Source organism: Neobacillus sp. NRS-1170 (assembly GCF_050468025.1).
In genome coordinates this window covers 100,152-118,550 of the sequence record NZ_JBITPF010000021.1, presented here as the reverse complement: position 1 = coordinate 118,550, position 18,399 = coordinate 100,152, and the positions used below count along the sequence as shown (strand labels likewise).

Sequence of the window (18,399 nt, the reverse complement as noted above, 5' to 3'; positions counted from 1 at the left end):
ATGGAACTATCATTAAAGGGTTCCAAAGCTTGTACTAAAATAGGTGGAGCCGGTGACCAAATGAAAAACCTGTTTTTTGGTAGTGATACCTAACCACTGGGGGAATTCTGGAAGTAAGAACAGACGCTGATTTTTTACCAAGCCTTGCTACCTTGGTCTTCTAAAAGCTAAATCATACTGAGAATCAAATATTGGAGATAGGAAATTTAATAATTGTTTTTCTCCAATTTCTTCCTGATTTACATCTGCTGAATATATGGGTTCTTTTAAAATTTTACTAAAAAGTTCCATATCATTATCGATTTCTTCTACCCTCTTTACAACATCTTCAAGGGAATCGAAATCATGGCAATTGATAAAAGAATTGGGATTGAATTCTTTAGAAATAGATGGACTTCCCCAATATATTGGTATGGTTTGTGCTGCAAATGCCTGAATGATCTTTTCGGTTGTATATCCATCATTTGTATCATTTTCAAAAGCAATACTAAACTTATATTTTTTTTGAAATTGAAGTTTATTTTCGACTCTATAGCCTAAATTATTTCTAAACCCTCCCCCTGAGTCTACTGTTTTATACTTTGATAACATGTCAAAAAAGAGATTGCGATACCATGGAAAACCATTTGAATAGATAAAGTTACAAAATAAAACTTTATCCTTAATTTCATTTTCAGATATTAAATGTTTCTTTTTTGCTAATTTATAGTCATCAGTGTACAAAAAGTATAGTGGGAATCTAAGGTATCTATCATCAAGGGAAAGGTAATCAAAACCTAGAGCATAATCGCATAGACCAAAATCAGGTCCCCTATAATTCTCACCAGTATAGTATATCCTTACACAATCATAATTTAAGAAATCCTTCCCAAAGCAAGAATAGAAGAGATAATCTGGATCATCACTAATCGTAATATCGTATTTTGTTTCCAATAAATTTGTAAAGAAATTGTTATTTTTATCAAATCCTCCCCAAAAATCAGTAAAATTTATTTTAATTTTTGGTTTCAAAGTTATCACCCTTTTGTATTTTAAAAAACCTCTTAAAAATTAAACTTTCGTATCCTTAGTACGTTACAAAAATATTCTTGATTTTTTATCTTCTCTAGCAATATATCGTTTTTTCATGAGCACTAGTTTCTAATTAGGGATTCCACCATAAATTTCAATCCCCGTCGTGCTAACGGCATAGATTTCTTTTACGCGGTTCATCTCTTCCCATGGATTAATAGTTATAGAACTGTACATGTCCCCACTTCCAACCTTTCTGATATGGGATATAGGGGTTGCATCAAGAATGGCGATTTTATCTGAAGGATATCCTAAAAGCTTAGGCCAAACACTGTCAAGGCCCCAACCAGACGTGCTTTTTTCAAACGTTGTCCAGCAGCTTTGGAGGGCTGATTTAGAAAAGATAGGAGCCATTGCTTCAACAAAATTTGTATATCGGAGTGTATATCGAGGGTCCTGTAATAAAGTAGGCCATGAATGGTGGGAATGTTTCGTTAAAGCGGGTTGGGCCAGCCATAAATGGTGTCTATGAAATAGCTCAAACATGGACGAAATGGCGTCAGCACTTATTCTTAAATCATCATCTGCTATCCACACTGCATCGAAATCGGTTAGAAGACTTTTGTTTTGACTGATGATTTCAAAAAAACGGGGAAATTTTGTTCCTGATTGATTATAACTATAATAATCGGCATCTTCCCGGAAACGGTCAGGACTTTCCCCATAATATTCGATATATAACTCGAAAAATTTAGCGTTCTTTGGTTCAATCCACTCCTTATGCAGGGATTTGTCGCTTGCTCGAACAAATACCAGATTCTTTATGTCAATCACCTCATCTAATTTAATAGTTATGAACAACCTTAAATAATATATGCAAAATAGGACAAGATGGTGTATGCCTCAGGTTTATGTGGATGGGGAATCTATGAACATAAAGCAATTGATTCTCCTGATTATTGAATAAACCCTATGTTCTACTTCTCCTTAGTTAACCGGCCCTGAATAAACTACAAAAATAGTTTTTTGATTTTTGGTATGATACAAGCCCTTCCCCTTTCATATCCATTCACATAAAAATAAGACAACCCTATTTTTTTGAAGCTTTATGCTGTTCAAAAAAACTTTTCCTTGATTAATTAAACAATAACAAAGAAGGTGGAAAGGTATTGGTGAGAAAAGCAATTATCCCTGCTGGAGGATATGGTACCAGAAGTCTTCCAATAACAAAGGCATTACCTAAAGAGATGTTTCCTTTAGGTTTAAAACCTGCAATTCATTATATAGTTGAGGAAGCAGTTCATTCAGGTATAGAACAATTACTAATTGTGATTTCAAGTTTAAAACACTCAATTTTGGACTATTTTGATCATCCACTAGAGCTGGAGGCTTTTTTAAAAAGCAAAAATAAAGAATATTTGCTTGAACGTTTGGAACTTCCAAAGATAGATATTTTTTTCATGTTACAACCATCTGCAAAAGGACTTGGAGATGCGATAAGAATTGGGAAGGGATTTGTCGGAAATGAACCGTTCGGAGTACTGTTACCCGATGATTTTATTATTTCCAATGAGAATCCTGCTCTTAAACAATTAATTGATGAATACAAAAAAACAAATAGCACCGTGATTGGATTAAAGCAAGTAAAACAAGAACAATTAAAAAACTATGGGGTTATCCAGGGATCTAATAAAACAAATCTCATTGAAATTGAAAATATCGTGGAAAAACCTAAATCAGACCCACCTTCAGATATGGCTGTTATAGGAAGATATATTTTTACTCCTGAGATTTTTCAATATTTAGAGGGTTTAAAGGAAGGTGTCAACGGGGAAATTCAGCTGACAGATGCCATTAAAGGTTTGCTGGAAAAACAACCGGTCTATGGAAAGATTATCTCTGGCGACCGTTACGATATTGGAATTTTAAAGGAATATATAGAACTAATGAAAATAATGAGTAATGAATAGTGAATCCATAGTTTCCATATAAAAAAGCATTGGGATTTAGAACCCAATGCTTAACTTTTTGCCCCTTGAATTAGTAAGGTGAATCGTACCATAGATTTTTAATTAGGGACAAACCAATTCCCTACTGATGCATTTTTGCCATGAATATGCCAAATGATATTACTGGAATTATCTACATTCTCGTCTTTAAATCCATGCTTGCTCCAAGCATCCCTCCACAGCAGATCATCAAAAAGACCGTTATCTTGAATGTTAGGCAAAACTTGAAATGCTTTATGACTAAATGCAAATGTTTGAGGCATCAAAAATTTATTATCTGGAAAATGACCGCCTAGGCTTCTATAATTACCTGCTGATAAATGATAATTATTTAACTGATAACCGATTTCTGAACTTAAAATATCACATTGATGTGTCTCAAAATATTCAACTATTGTTTTGACATAATCCCTTTTGTATATATCATCGTCATCAATTTTAATATATATATCATAAGGTTGCTGACTTTGTAATATTGTAGAAATGGAATTCGTATGTGTGAAGGAATCTTTCCTGTACTGGATAATAAACCTATCATCAAGTATATCATCAAATACGATATTATAATTTGAAGTATCAGACTCTTTATCATACATAATGCTGATTGAGTGGGTAAAATCTGTATGCGACTGGTTTTTCATATTAAGTATACAATGACGAAGCATGTATGGACGTTTATATGAGGGTGTAAATAACAGAACTTTCATTTTGTTGTTCCTCCTCCAATAGGAATGTGTGAATATAGGACAAGAATAATAATTCTATATAAATGTATGTGAAGAATTATTATATGTTCTAGGTGGATTCCTCCTTTTTTAACCCGAACTTTTCATTCACAGTATCCTTTGTAAGGTTCAATTTTTAGAACAACGGGTTATAAGCTTTGCTAAAAGTATCAGCCCTTTTTCAAGGTGTTCTATTGAAGCGTAAGAATAGGAAATCCGAAGATGCTGGAAATCACTTTTATCATACACGCTTCCTGGATTTAATAAAATCCCTCCTCGAAGGGCTAAATCAAATAGTTTTCGAGTGGAAACTCCTGACTGCAGCTTCAGCCAAATATAAAATCCGCCTTTTGGCTCGCTCCATGCAGCTATTTCAGAAAAATGTTTCTTTAAAATCTGAAGTGTGAAATCCCTCCTGTAACTCAATTCTACCTTTATTTGCTTTAAGAAATTCTCGTATAAACCACTAGAAAGCCATTTCTCTACAGCATATTGGGAAATGGAACTTGATCCGTAATCTGTTTGCATTTTTATATCTGCCAAACGTTCAATGACAGGTTCAGGCCCCACAATCCACCCGATTCGTAAACCAGGGCTCAATGTTTTGGACATACTTCCGATATATAATACATTCCCTTGTGTATCATGGGCTTTCAAAGGCTTTGGCGGCGGGCTTTCAAACCATAGATCACCGTAAACATCGTCCTCAATGATAGGAAGGGATTCTCTTTGACAAACCTTTAGTAATTCAATTCTTCTTCTCTCAGACATTAAAGTGCCTGTTGGATTATGAAAATTGGGGATAGTATAAAGCAACGTCGCATTATGCTGCCGCTTTATTCGTCCAATTGAATCACATCTAATCCCCTCATCATCTAATTGAATCCCAAATAAGTTCATACCAGCAGATTGAAATACGTGTATGGAGTTCAAATAGGAAGGTGTTTCATGGAAGATGGTCGAACCTCTTTCTAATAGCCCAATTGATATCAATTGCAGTGCTTGAAGCCCTCCTGAAACAATTAAAATGGATTCAGGCGAGGCTGCAATTCCTTTTGATTGTAAATATTCACTTACCGTTTTTCGCAAAGATAGACTTCCTTTAGGCTCGATGTATCCAAGTGATAAAGAATGTCCATTATCTATTTGAAGTATTTTTGCCATTTTTTCAGTTGGTAACAAATCCGGTGAAAGTTCGCCCGTTCCAAGCCGAATAAAGGCAGGGTCTGCTTCTGCCTTATTGATTTCTTGAATGATGGATATATTGGGTCTATGGATACCGGATTTTACATAACTAACCCAATCTGGGGGAGGTGTTGACGAAAGCAGGCCCCAGGTATTATTGATGACCCTTGTACCGCTTCCAATCTTAGACTCAATGAGTCCATCAGCCGTTAGTTCTTCTAGTGCGATTACAATGGTACTGCGATTTACTTGAAATAGTTTTGCTAAATGCCTTTGTGGAGGTATTTTAGTCCCTATTGTCCACTCACCGTTCATTATTTTCATTTTCATATAGTTATAGATTTGCTGATGCAAAGGAATTGCTGAGTTTTTTTGTGGTTTCCATTCTATATCAGACATAGACAATCTCCGTTTTTCTTTTATTATAACCAAATGGTTGGATTAAATCCCATCCAATTGGTTGGAGACATCCAGCCCATCCTCCGTTATTCTTAATAGGAATAGGGGGAGTCAGCGTGGAACCATTCTTTCATGGAATCATTTTGGCATTTGGCTTGATTTTGCCTTTAGGTGTCCAAAATGTCTTTGTATTTAATCAAGGAGCGACACATAAGAAATTCAAGAATGCTTTACCTGCCATCGTAACAGCAGGGGTTTGTGATACAATACTGATTTATTTGGCCGTGGCCGGGGTATCCATTATTGTTTTTAGTTTTGAATGGTTAAAGATTTTACTATTTTTAATTGGCTTCTTCTTTTTAGCCTATATGGGATGGGTTATGTGGAAAAATACACCTGAAGTTAGCACTGACCAAGAGCAAAGCCGTTTTTCTGCACGCCGTCAGGTTACCTTTGCTGCGTCCGTATCATTACTTAATCCCCATGCCATAATGGATACTATTGGAGTCATTGGAACTAGTTCATTGGCTTATACAGGATATGAAAAATGGATATTTGCTTTAGCCTGTATATTGGTTTCTTGGCTTTGGTTTTTCTCCCTAGCAATCTTAGGTAGAAAGATGGGGCAAATTGATAGAAATGGGAAGCTCTTAAAACAAATGAATCAAGTTTCCGCCCTTATTATATGGGTTATGGCTATTTATTTGTTATTCCAATTGTGCTCAATATAACTCCGTTTTAAAAAGGGTGCCCTAATAGCGTTAGGGCACCCTTGCTATTTTTACACATCTGTTTTTATTTGCTATTGGCTGATTCGTTGCAATGTTCGGCTTTGTTTTCAAGAAGGCTGCCGTGCCTAAATATACCCGTGCCTCCACTATGAGTGCGAACAGGAGGGTGCCTGTTGCAAGGTGAAGCATCGCCCACGAGATATCAATAAACTTCAAAATCGTCAGAACTCCTAATACAATTTGAATGAAAACCGTTATTGCTGAAAAAACAAGCCGATTCTGCAGTTTATCTCCCCATCCGTTTTTGAACGACAAATAGACAAGAAAGAAGATGTACAACGCTGAAACGAAGGCTAATCCTCTATGAATGGTTTGAATTATTTCTGGAACTGTCACCGGTAAAAGTGAATCTCTACATGCAAATGCACCACATATCATCCCCAAAGAATCGTGCTTCACATAGGCCCCTAAACCAAAAACCGCTAGCAAAAGAAATAGGGCAATATTGAAGTGTCGTTTGATTCCTTTTTGTTTTTCAGAATGACCCGCAGGGCGGTGGTGAATATCGCCCTCTTCTTCTGTTCGCCGCCAAATCCAGATGAGACTGGTCAGAAAGAGTAAAGCAATGATTAAGTGACCTGCTATGACACTTGTCGGCAGATCTTTTAACACTACGATTGCACCCAGCAAGACTTGAATGATGAGCAAAACAAGCATCCAGAATCCAACAGAACGAACTGAAGGACTTACTTTCGTCCGTAGTATTTTGGCAAATAGAAGAAAAGAGACAATGCCAAGAATGGCGCCAATCACCCTGTGCGTGAATTCAATCAACGTGTCTCTATGTAAGGTTGGTACAACATCCCCATTACATAATGGCCATTCAGGTCCGCATCCCATCCCGGATTTTGAGGAAGCCACATAGCCTCCAAAAACAATTAATAAATATGTGAGCAAAATTGTTAACAAAGCTAATCGCTTTATTGTCACGCCCACCCCTCCTTATTCAGTAGCTTATTACGAAAACATCCCCATGCTTCGCATTAGCATTATTGCCTGAACTCCCTGATGTTAAGGAGGTTGCTTGTGAACGTTTTGTGAACTTATTTATGAAAAATAAATGAGAAACCAATTTCCTGCCTAAAGCAAATAAAGAAGGTCATGCATATTTTATGGATAGATATTTACTATCGTACGATAGTTTATCAATCGATATTGCATAGGGAGGTTAGGTTTTTGGCACGAACACCATTAGCAAGTATCCTGCAGAAATCCTTTGCGATGGCTAGTGCTGAACTAGAAAAACAAGCAAGCACTGGACAGGCTATCCGCAAAGAGGGTATTACATCACAAAAAGCTGCTCCAGAAACGGAAAAGAAGCAGGCTATTAAATATAACCGCGATGGAAAAATTAATCCGAAAATCGTTATTGTGGGGGCTGGATTGGCGGGCCTCACGGCTGCCTATCGACTAAAGCAGGAGGGAATTCTATCAACTGTTTATGAAGCTACAGACAGGGTTGGGGGACGATGTTGGACGAAAAGGGGCTTCTTCAAGGACGGTCAAATTGTCGAACGGGGCGGAGAATTAATCGATACGGGGCATAAGGAGATTCAAGAGCTGGCAAAGGAATTTGGCTTGGAATTAGATCATTTAATCAAGTCAGAATCCATGGGCACGGAACCCTTTTACTTCTTTGACGGATCCTCTTATTCTTTTCAAGAAGTAACAAATGACTTTATGAGCATCTTGCCCAAATTGCAAAGGGATCTAGATGAAGTAGGTGAAACGACTCTTTATAATCGTTTTTCGAAACGTGGATATGAACTGGACCATATGTCAATTGTCGAGTATATCAATGAAATTGTGCCTGGCGGAATTGAATCGAAATTTGGGAAATTACTAGAGGTTGCTTATACCCTTGAATTTGGAGCAGATGCTAATTCTCAGAGCGCATTAAATCTCCTTTATTTGCTAGGATTTACTCAAAAAGATCAATTTCAAATGTATGGCGACTCTGATGAATGCTTTCATATTAGGGGTGGTAATGATCAGCTACCCGCAATGCTCGCAAAAAGTTTAGATGATGGTCAAATTCAATTTCATTCCCAGCTGGTAAAAATTGACCAATTTGCTGAAAATGAAATCAAGCTTGTTTTTCGAAATCGCGAAAGGGATTGGGAAGTTGTTGCGGACAAAGTGATTCTAGCTATTCCTTTTAAAATTTTAAAAACAATAGATTTTGAGAATGCCAGTTTTCGAGAGTTAAAAAAACTAGCAATTGAAGAGCTTGGAATGGGAGTCAACACGAAGCTTCATGCGCAATTTGTCGAACGGTTCTGGAATGATATCGGCAATAATGGTGAGACTTTTACCGATACCGGCTATCAGCAGACGTTTGAGTCAACCAGGGCGCAGCAAGGTAAATCCGGCATACTGGTTAATTATACAGGCGGCGAAACAGCGGCCAAGCAGCTTGCTTTAACTGAAGCGGAATTAAATGAGACTGCGAAGCAATTTTTGGACAAGTTAAACCTAGTATTGCCGGGCAGTGTCAGCAATTGGAACGGCTTAGCGACTGTTGATCACTGGCTTAGCAATCAATGGACTAAGGGATCCTATTCATATTGGAAAGTTGGCCAATATACAAAATTTGCCGGGATTATTGGGGAACGGGAAGGCAATATATTCTTTGCGGGTGAGCACACATCCATTCAGTGTGCTGGTTATTTAAACGGAGCAGTCGAGTCAGGAGAAAGGGCAGCACGAGAAGTCATTGGAGATATCTTTAATGAGGAATAATGAAGAAAAAGAGCATCAATTGCCTTGATTGATGCTTTTTACATAGGCGGAGAGGGATTACTTGAATTTAACAAGATAAAGTCTCAAAATGAAGATATTATTTTTTGATGGAAATAGGGGGAATAGTCAATGGAGATAGGAATCAGTACGTTTGTAGAAACAACGCCGGATGTTCAAACTGGCGAAGTGATTAGTCATGCCCAGCGAATCCGGGAAGTTGTCGAGGAAATTATCCTTGCTGATCAGGTAGGGCTGGATGTTTTTGGTGTTGGTGAACACCATCGCGAAGATTTTGCGGCTTCTTCCCCGGCAGTGGTGCTTGCAGGAGCGGCATCACAGACAAAAAGGATTAGGCTGACAAGTGCGGTAACGGTGCTATCTTCGGCAGACCCAGTCCGTGTATTCCAGGATTTTGCTACGCTGGATGCCATTTCAAACGGACGGGCAGAAATTATGGCGGGACGCGGTTCGTTTATTGAATCCTTTCCATTGTTTGGTTATGATTTACAAGATTACGATGAACTGTTTGAAGAGAAGCTGGAGTTATTGTTGAAAATACGCGAATCTGAAAAAGTAACCTGGAAAGGCGGACACCGTCCGGCTATTAACAATCTGGGTGTGTATCCAAGACCAGTGCAAAATCCCCTGCCTGTTTGGATTGGCAGCGGCGGTAATACCCAATCTGTCATTCGGGCAGGAATGCTTGGTTTACCGCTTGTTTTAGCCATTATTGGAGGCAGCCCAATTCAATTTGCTCCCCTTGTTAAGCTTTATAAGCGAGCGGCAGCACAAGCAGGACACGATGTATCTAAGCTGCCGGTTGCATCGCATTCACATGGTTTCATTGCTGAGGATACCGAGACGGCAGCGGACAAATTTTTCCCTCCTACCCAGCAAGTCATGAACGTACTTGGACGGGAGCGCGGCTGGGGTCATTACAGCCGTGCGAGCTTCGATGCGGCACGAAGCTTTGAAGGAGCGCTGTACGTTGGCGATTCAGAGACGGTGGCAGAGAAAATTATTCACCTTCGCAAGAACGTAGGAGTTACTCGCTTTATGCTTCACGTACCGGTTGGGTCTATGCCGCATGAAGATGTTATGAAAGCAATTGAGCTGCTGGGGACAGAGGTTGCGCCGCGGGTTCGGGAGGAAATCTCACGGTGGGAAGCGGAACAGTAAGCCCTAGTTCAGTCAGATCATAGTCTTTTATCAATGTTCAACAAACAGGAGCTAATTTAACAAAAACTTTTCTAATGTCAATTGTTAACAAAAGGATTCTCTTTCAGGGCTGTCGAATTTTCACCTTATGAAGCTTCTGAAAGGACTATTACCTATGTGTAAAAAGCATGTGAATGACTTACCATTTTATCGAAAAATCCTATTACTTTCTTTTCTTATCACCTTTGTGGCAGTTGTTTCGACAGCGGGGTTTACATTCTATTATGAATCGAAGCAGCTAACGAATCAGTTAACAGATCGGGCCAGAGGCGTTGCCAGTCTTTGGGGTGTCACGATCCGAGCTGAGGAAGTGGAAAAAGCAATCGACTCCCATGATCCTAAAACTCCATCCATACAAAGATTGAATTACTTAGTCGGCTTGATTCAAACAAGAAACGCTAAATATCTAGAAGGATATATCTTGGAAGCAAAGATAGAAAAAGGGAATGAATTGGAATTTTTAGCAGTTCCAAAAGCAGATCAAACCTCTGAGATTAACAGCTTTAGCACGTATAAAGCAGGCAAAGAATTTCTTATGGCCTTTAAACGTGCCATTTCCGAAAAAAAGGTAACAAGCAGCGGTCATTATCATGATCGTTATGGTGGATGGATTACAGCCTTCCAGCCTATTTTAGATAACGATGGAAAAGTGATAGCAGTATTAGCAGTAGATGTTGATGCATCGACAATTGATCACTTTAAAAGGAAAATAGGGGTGTATTTATTATCTTCATTGTTAATTATTACAATGTTGATTTATTTTATATTGAGATGGGGGCTAAGCAAAGTTTTGAAGCCCGTACATGAAATCATTTCCGGAATCGATGCAGTGAGTTCAGGTAATTTTGATGTTAAGGTTGGGATATCAAATCAGTCTGACATGGGGAAATTAGGAAAAAACTTTAACCATATGACCGCACAGTTGACGGAACTGTTTGAAAGGCTATCAGATACTTATAGAGAATTTGGCACAATACCAAAAAATATCGGCAATGTCCATCGTGTGGAAGAAGCCATTTGTGAAATGGAAAAAATAATTGCTAAAACGAAAATCCAAAAGGAATTGCAGCGGGCTGAAAAAATGAATGCAATTGGGCAGCTTGCGGCCTCTGTTGCTCATGAAATCCGTAATCCAATGACGGTTGTGAGAGGTTTTTTGCAAATTTTTTTATCGCATGAACGATTGAGTGAATCGGAATTGTCTTATATTCAATTAATGCTTGATGAGATAAACCGGGCTGAGAAAATTATTAATGAATATTTGTCGCTTGCAAAACCTGATCTAGATCATATTGAGATGGTAAATGTAACGGATGTGGTCATAAAAGTAGCGGATTTAATGAACACCTTTGCCTTTATGTCGAAAAACATTTCTTTGAAAACCAATTTGGATGAAGCAGTGTTTGTAAGAGGTAATAAAAGTGAATTAAAACAAGTGATTATTAATATTGTCAAGAATGGTATTGAAGCCATGCGATCAGGCGGTATCTTATCCATTAACGTTAAGAGTTTTAAAACCTATGGATTGATTGAAATTAAAGATACCGGTATTGGCATGTCGGCTGAGGAAATGGAACGACTTGGGACGGCTTTTTATTCATTAAAGGAAAAAGGAACGGGTATCGGGCTAATGGTTTGTTATCAAATCGTGGAAAGAATGAAAGGCAGAATTGAAGTGGAAAGTGAAAAAGAGGAAGGAACGACCTTTAGGGTATACATTCCATTATGGGTAGAAGGAAATCTATAAAACAAAGGCTGTCGAAACTGACAGCCTTTGTTATTTTCATTTTATTATTTTCTCCAGGCACCATCCGGTCCTAATCTGTATTTTCCAATCCATGTATTATAAGCCATTGCCCCGTTTGGATAGAGGTAATACCATTTGCCGCCTGTATAGATCCAGCCCGTTTGCATTGCGCCGCTAGAAGCTAAGAAATACCAACTGCTGCCCCATTTCAGCCAGCCTGTCTTCATTGCCCCGCTTCCAGTCAGGTAATACCAGGTACCCCCTAATTTGATCCATCCTGTTTGCATTTCTCCATTTGAATTGAAATAGTACCATGGTCCATTAATTTTACTCCAGCCCGTTACTTTTTTACCGGTAGGCAGATAATATGACCATTTTCCATCAACTAAATCCCAGCCTAGTTTTACAGTCAGCATGATTTGATCTTTGGTTGTTGCATTTTGTGCAATGTCTTGGGCAATGAGAGAAACCGTATAATCGTCTTTTTCTAAATTCGATAATGGTATTGAGAAGCTGCCATCATCTTTTAAATTAATAGAATTAGAATCGTAGATATTTCCGTTTTTCTTCTTTATGACATAAGACAATTTTAAATATTTATTTACATCATAAGGTACTCCATATTGATTAACTAAAGCCTTGTAATCTACGAATTTATCAGCAACAGTACCCGTTAAATTATAGGATGCACCTATCGCAGTATGCTGGCTCTTGATGTTAATGACAGGTTTTGTCCTTTTCACAAAAAGCGGATAGAGATTCACTCCATTGTCGGAGTCATCCTCCCCATCATCCTTAAGGGACTCGATTCTGAATGCATAAAGTCCATCAGGCAATGTCCGAAAAGCGTTAATATCCGGATGGTAATCAAAATATTGCCCATTAAATACACCTGTATGAATGCCGGCTGGATCAAATCCATTTCCATCTCCATCTTCATCTGAGTAATAAACATCCCCGAGCAGGCCGAATTCATCAAGGCCAGAAGCAGGATTGGATAAATTAAAAACATAGATAGTGGTAAAGTTACGGTCCATTTTATTTTCATACGTAATGACTGCTGTGTCCCCTCTGCCGTCACCATCTGGGGAAATGGCACTATTACTGACAGAGAACATCTTAAATACATCATTTTCTTGGATTGGATCTGTTGGAACTTGAGCGATTGGCAGCGGTCCCCCAATGATAGGCGGAAGCAGGGATGTGGTCACTTTTGCTAGATGATTTTTGGCAGATCGTTCTTTAAGGATGGAAGACAGCGGGCGGCTTTCTTTCAGTCCATCAAGTTTAGATGCCGCAGACGCAGCGGGAGCAAATAGAGGGAATACTAATGTCATAGATAATAAACTACTTAAAACCACACGGAATTTTCTCTTTTTCAAAGGACATCCTCCTTAAGCACTAAATATATGTAACTTTATCATGGTAAAAGATAGGTGTAAATAAATACCATTCAACATATTTTTTAACGTAAATAGACATAGTTTGAAAAAATAGATGGTGACTATTTTTTTAAAAAGGTATTGTTGAGAGAAAAAAAGACTATTATTCTAATTTTTATGAATAATTATAAAAATATTACAAGTCTCTCACCAAATTATGACAAAAACCTCCCCTTTGACATGTTATTGTAATAATAACTACATAAATGGGGAGAGAGATATGATAAAAAAATTATCGATTGTTTTTGTGTTCCTATTAAGTATCTTGTTATTTAATGGCCAAGCAGACGCAGCAAGTTCTCAGTTGATCATTATTAACAAAAAGACTAACACTCTAGCATTTTATAATGCTGGCAAGTTAGTCAAAACCTTTAGTGTTGCAACAGGGAGATCAAGAGATTTAACTCCTGAAGGCACATTTAGGATTGTTAATAAGATTAAAAACCGCCCCTACTATACAAAAAATATTCCTGGGGGCGACCCGCGCAATCCGTTAGGTGACCGCTGGATGGGTCTAGACGCAAGGGGTACATATGGTACAACATATGGGATTCATGGAAATGCCAATGAAAGCTCTATTGGTAAATACGTAAGCTCGGGCTGCGTGCGGATGCATAATACAGAAATCCGCTGGCTGTTTGACCAAGTCCAATTGTATACTACGGTAATCATTACTTACTCTAGCAGCAGCTTCGACGCAATTGCAAAAGCAAATGGTTTTCCAGTGAATACGGATGGCTGGGTGCTATCAGGCGGTAAATGGTCCTACTATGTTAAAGGGGTTGCTCAAAAAGGCTGGCAAAACATTAACACCAAATGGTACTATTTTGATGGTTCTGGTGTAATGAAAACAGGCTGGTTATCCTATAATAGCCAGTGGTACTATTTGGATAATTCCGGAGCCATGAAAACAGGCTGGGTATTTGATAAAGCGAAATGGTATTATCTAGATAAATCGGGAGCCATGCAAACGGGCTGGCTGACATACGGAGGCAAGAAATATTACCTTGAACAATCCGGTGCGATGAAAACCGGCTGGCTAAAATCAGGAAATGATTGGTATTACTTTATGCCTGATGGTTCAATGAGAACAGGCTGGGGATTAGTTAAAGAAACTTGGTATTACTTCGAAGGCAGCGGGATCATGAAAACAGGCTGGTTAGATCTTGCAGGAAAAAAATACTTCCTTAACAGTGATGGAGCGATGGTAAAAGACTGGAAGGAAATCGAAGGAAAGTGGTACTACTTCAAAGACGGCCTGATGGCGGCCAATACAGTGGTTAATGGTTATAAACTAGGTGCAGACGGTGCTTGGATCCAGGTTGAATATGTTGCATTAGGAGATTCCTTGGCAGCAGGTATGACTCCAAATGGCGATGATCGTCATGATGCAAATGGAAAAGATTTAGATTTAGGATATCCAGATTATATTGCAATGGACTTTGCAAAGTCATTTCAATTACTTGATTTTGATAACTTTGGTGTTTCAGGATATACAACTGATAATGTAATCGCTCAATTAAGTAATCCTGATGTTCAAAAAGAAATAAAAGAAGCTACACACGTTACTCTTGATATTGGTGCGAATGACCTGCTTAAAGATCTTCCAGACATTCAGGCAGACCCAACTAAAGCGCCTGCGGCAATTGGAACTGTTGCTGCTAAGATAAACGCAATTCTAGGCACAATTGATCAACTAAATCCGAATGTAAAAGTTTATGTAATGGGCTACTATAACCCATTCCCATATGAAAAGGATCCAGTTAAGATTACGCAATTAAATCAATTATTAACAGCGTTTAATGACCAAATACAAGCAAAGGCTGCAACTCATGGCGATACATTCGTCCCAACTGCACAAGCGATTAATACAGATAATTTTAAAGTATACCTTCCGAGAGAAACCAATATTCATTTAAGCCTTGCTGGCTATCAAGTGGTAGCTGGGGAGTTTTGGAAGGCAATAGACTAATAGAAAAATAATTATATCAATTAACAAGGCACCCTCCCAACGGGTGCCTTTATTTTATTGTGCCTATCGCTAGTTGTTGGGATTATGTTCAGCTTTTGTGAGCTTTACGCAACGGTAAAAGGATGAGAGTAGACACAATAACGTTTGTTGTTATCATAATGTAGATTGCTTTAGTTTTTTAATTATTTTTTTCGTATACAAACACGTTTACTTGTTTACTTTGTCGTATGCATTATGTTTACAAATACGTAAACAAGTAAACGTTTCAGTAAACAAAATTGTAAACAAGTACACGAACTTGTAGACATCTAGTAATGACGCTATGTATACAGGTTTGTCATATATGTTTACGAATTTGTATACTAAATCATTACAATCGTAAAGGTATATTTTTGGGGTCGATTAATTCTACAATGGATTTTTTTAATTTGGTGTAAAAAATTAAGTAATCCAGATGTTCAAAAAGAAATAAAAGAAGCTACTCACGTAACAATTGATATTGGTGCGAATGACCTGCTTGCAGCGCTTCCAGCCATTCAGGCTGACCCAACAAAAGCACCGACAGCAATTGGGACTATTGCTGAAAAGATAAACGCATTCTTGGCACAGTTGATCAGCTGAATCCAAATGTAAAGGTTTATGTAATGGGCTACTATAACCCATTCTCATATGCCTCACAAGCACAGCAAGATCAATTAGCTCCATTATTAACATCCTTTAATGGCCAAATCCATCGAATATCCACCTAAGCCTTGCTGGCTATCATGTAGTGGCTGGGGAGTTTTGGAAAGGGATAGACTAAAAGAAAAATAATAATCTCAATTATCAAGACACCCATCACAACAAGTGTCTTTATTTTATTGTGCATATCGATACTAACTGGCGAAATGGCGTTATTAATAGATAATGGTATCGACTATAAAAATACTGAAGTTTAAAGATTACGACAGGCTGTATTGACCATCAACGCACCAGTAGCCAATAAAGAAGTGATAATTTTAGAACCTGCAAAAGATAATTGGTCTAGTTATTGGGAGTTTTGGGGCAACGGTAAAAGGATGAGAGTAGACAGAATAACGTTCCCTGTTTTCATATTGTAGATTGTGATTTAGGTTTTTAATTTTTTCGTAGACAAACACGTTTACTTGTTTACTTTGTTGTATACATGACGTTTGCAAATATGTAAACAAGTAAACATTTCGGTAAACAAAATTGTAAACAAGTACACAAAACCGTAGACATCTAGTAATGAAGCTATGTATAAAGGTTTGTCATATACATTTACGAATTTATATACTAATTCATTACGAACGTTAAGGTATATTTTTTGGGTTAATTAATACTACAATGGATTTTTTTAATTTGGTGCAAGCACAGCCTGGAGTATCCATATACGTAGATTTTAGGAGATCCCTTTTTAGCAGGGTCACTCGCAATGGAGAAGATATGGGAAGTAATCGATGGTAATCAGAAAAGCAGATGACACAGCGATTAATATGAATCAATTTCCTAACTCGTTTTTTAGAAAGAATTTATGGGTCTTGATGAGGAATCATGAAGCTATACGAATAGTATTTCTTGGTGTAAACTTTAACTGTAGTTTAAAAAAGCGTTGAACCACTTATATCCAAAGTACTAGTAGTCTAGTTTTTTCGAGGGGATTGCACATGAATACAAAAACGTTTACAAGTTTACATATTTGTTTGCGAAATTTGTAAACTTGTAAACGGAAATATAAACATGTTTACAAAATTGTATGCTTCCCGTGGTTTAGCATTGTATACACTATTGTAATCAAGGTTTACAAAAAGTGTATACATCCCTGCGATGTTTACAGAATGTTTACTTCTTTACACTTGTATTTCGTTTCTGTTGGACTATTGAAGAATCTATTAATCTCCTATAACCTAATAGTACGTACTAGTTTTACATATCTTAATTTGAAACTAAATCTATTAAAGAAAAAGGAATGATGTATATGACAAAGTCCAGAATTGCTGCTATTGATGTAGGTAATGATTCTATAAAAGCTATTTTCGGGGAATTAGAGTATGAATTAAATGTTCCTAATATTATTGCAAGGGATACTGAGGATCGTCCCGTAATTGGGATAGAAGAACTTGATAATAAAAATCCATTAGACGGGATCCACGTTAAAATCCACTCCCCTGCCTTGAAAGAAAATAACGTAATCTATCGTGTCGGTAATTTAGCCACTAAGAGTAATAATGCTACCGAATTAGATCCGGGCAGCAGCAAGTCAGAAGAAGACCAAACCTTAATTATGCTATTTACAACATTAGCGTTAGATGCAGTAAAAGATGATGCCACTTTCCTAAAAACAAAGAATGTCATAGATGCCAATTATACATTAGGCACTGGCCTCCCCCTTCGCGAAGTAAAGGAAGGAAAAGATGCCGGATATCGTTCGAAATTAATGGGCTCTGTCCATCAAGTTGAATTTCTAGTAACTCCAAAATACCAAGGCTTAAAGGTGAACATTAAGTTCAGTGAAGTAAAGGTCTATCCAGAAGGATTTGCAGCTTACATTAACCTTGTGATGGATAATAACTTAAAAATTATCAATAAGGATTTAATTGATAGACGCATTCTCATTCAAGATATCGGCGGATTATCAACAGATATTGCTGTCATCAAAAATCGAAATGTTGATGATGATAAAGCCCAGGGCTTTAACCTAGGTGTTTCAGAATCATTGGAAGCCATTCGTGAGGAAATCAGAACGAAGCACGGCGTTGAACTGGATAGCCGCCGTGATGTAGTTGATATCATCACACGAAAGAATGACCGGAACCACATTATGGTAAAAGGAAGCAGAACAAGTGTCCATGATATTACTGATCGAATTCTGCTTGATCTAGCCAAAAAACAGTATCGTTTATTACGAAATGTATGGTCAAAGAACTCACAAACGGAAATCTGCTACTTTGTTGGCGGCGGGGCCCACGTATTGAAGGATTATATTAAAACATTAAATAATAATCTCGACGGATATAATCTGGAATTCTTTGAAGACGATAAAGAAAGTATTTGGATGATGGCAAATGCCTATTATAAACTCATCATGGATTTTGCCAGAAAAACGGAGAAACAAAACATTGTTAAACAACCACAACCTGTAAAAAGCTAAATAAGGT

Annotated in this window: 13 protein-coding genes; 7 read left to right on the top strand and 6 right to left on the bottom strand. The window is 37.7% G+C overall.

Translation table 11 applies throughout. From position 1 onward, the window contains the following. Positions 1 to 147: 147 nt before the first annotated feature. On the bottom strand, positions 148 to 1,011 hold the full coding sequence (locus tag ACIFOT_RS08945) for a glycosyltransferase family 10 domain-containing protein (protein WP_430063973.1): 864 nt from the start codon (positions 1,009 to 1,011) through the stop codon (positions 148 to 150). Between the two features lie 129 nt (positions 1,012 to 1,140). Then, positions 1,141 to 1,845, bottom strand: a complete 705-nt coding sequence (locus tag ACIFOT_RS08940) for a DUF707 domain-containing protein (protein ID WP_430063972.1) — start codon at positions 1,843 to 1,845, stop codon at positions 1,141 to 1,143. 335 nt (positions 1,846 to 2,180) lie between these two features. Between ACIFOT_RS08940 and ACIFOT_RS08935 the strand changes: the two genes are divergently transcribed. Next, on the top strand, positions 2,181 to 2,981 hold the full coding sequence (locus ACIFOT_RS08935) for a UTP--glucose-1-phosphate uridylyltransferase (RefSeq protein ID WP_430063971.1): 801 nt from the start codon (positions 2,181 to 2,183) through the stop codon (positions 2,979 to 2,981). 98 nt (positions 2,982 to 3,079) lie between these two features. Here ACIFOT_RS08935 and ACIFOT_RS08930 read toward each other — a convergent pair whose 3' ends face one another. Together ACIFOT_RS08930 and ACIFOT_RS08925 are read right to left on the bottom strand one after the other, a co-directional pair. Further along, on the bottom strand, positions 3,080 to 3,727 hold the full coding sequence (locus tag ACIFOT_RS08930; RefSeq protein WP_430063970.1) for a hypothetical protein: 648 nt from the start codon (positions 3,725 to 3,727) through the stop codon (positions 3,080 to 3,082). A 147-nt stretch (positions 3,728 to 3,874) separates the two neighbouring features. Beyond that, complete coding sequence (locus ACIFOT_RS08925; RefSeq protein ID WP_430063969.1) at positions 3,875 to 5,329, bottom strand: PLP-dependent aminotransferase family protein; 1,455 nt, start codon at positions 5,327 to 5,329, stop codon at positions 3,875 to 3,877. 116 nt (positions 5,330 to 5,445) lie between these two features. On the opposite strand from ACIFOT_RS08925, the gene ACIFOT_RS08920 reads away from it, so the two are divergent. Beyond that, positions 5,446 to 6,060 carry a LysE/ArgO family amino acid transporter gene (locus ACIFOT_RS08920; RefSeq protein ID WP_430063968.1) on the top strand — a complete coding sequence of 205 codons (615 nt, stop codon included), beginning with the start codon at positions 5,446 to 5,448 and terminating at the stop codon, positions 6,058 to 6,060. 30 nt (positions 6,061 to 6,090) lie between these two features. Here ACIFOT_RS08920 and ACIFOT_RS08915 read toward each other — a convergent pair whose 3' ends face one another. Then, on the bottom strand, positions 6,091 to 7,050 hold the full coding sequence (locus tag ACIFOT_RS08915; protein ID WP_430063967.1) for a COX15/CtaA family protein: 960 nt from the start codon (positions 7,048 to 7,050) through the stop codon (positions 6,091 to 6,093). 246 nt (positions 7,051 to 7,296) lie between these two features. On the opposite strand from ACIFOT_RS08915, the gene ACIFOT_RS08910 reads away from it, so the two are divergent. The 3 genes from ACIFOT_RS08910 (at position 7,297) to ACIFOT_RS08900 (ending at position 11,827) form a co-directional block, all read left to right on the top strand. Next, the gene (locus ACIFOT_RS08910; protein ID WP_430063966.1) at positions 7,297 to 8,862 is read left to right on the top strand and encodes an FAD-dependent oxidoreductase; all 1,566 of its coding nucleotides are present in this window, start codon (positions 7,297 to 7,299) and stop codon (positions 8,860 to 8,862) included. A 129-nt stretch (positions 8,863 to 8,991) separates the two neighbouring features. Continuing rightward, positions 8,992 to 10,041: an LLM class flavin-dependent oxidoreductase gene (locus ACIFOT_RS08905; RefSeq protein WP_430063965.1), complete on the top strand. Its 1,050-nt coding sequence runs from the start codon at positions 8,992 to 8,994 to the stop codon at positions 10,039 to 10,041. A gap of 154 nt (positions 10,042 to 10,195) precedes the next feature. Then, positions 10,196 to 11,827 carry an ATP-binding protein gene (locus ACIFOT_RS08900; RefSeq protein ID WP_430063964.1) on the top strand — a complete coding sequence of 544 codons (1,632 nt, stop codon included), beginning with the start codon at positions 10,196 to 10,198 and terminating at the stop codon, positions 11,825 to 11,827. 44 nt (positions 11,828 to 11,871) lie between these two features. Here the strand turns inward: ACIFOT_RS08900 and ACIFOT_RS08895 are convergent, their stop codons facing one another. Beyond that, positions 11,872 to 13,209 carry a hypothetical protein gene (locus ACIFOT_RS08895; RefSeq protein ID WP_430063963.1) on the bottom strand — a complete coding sequence of 446 codons (1,338 nt, stop codon included), beginning with the start codon at positions 13,207 to 13,209 and terminating at the stop codon, positions 11,872 to 11,874. Positions 13,210 to 13,489: 280 nt separating this feature from the next. On the opposite strand from ACIFOT_RS08895, the gene ACIFOT_RS08890 reads away from it, so the two are divergent. Then, positions 13,490 to 15,241 carry a L,D-transpeptidase family protein gene (locus ACIFOT_RS08890; RefSeq protein ID WP_430063962.1) on the top strand — a complete coding sequence of 584 codons (1,752 nt, stop codon included), beginning with the start codon at positions 13,490 to 13,492 and terminating at the stop codon, positions 15,239 to 15,241. A 1,978-nt stretch (positions 15,242 to 17,219) separates the two neighbouring features. Continuing rightward, positions 17,220 to 18,392, top strand: a complete 1,173-nt coding sequence (locus ACIFOT_RS08885; RefSeq protein ID WP_430063961.1) for a ParM/StbA family protein — start codon at positions 17,220 to 17,222, stop codon at positions 18,390 to 18,392. Positions 18,393 to 18,399 lie beyond the last annotated feature (7 nt).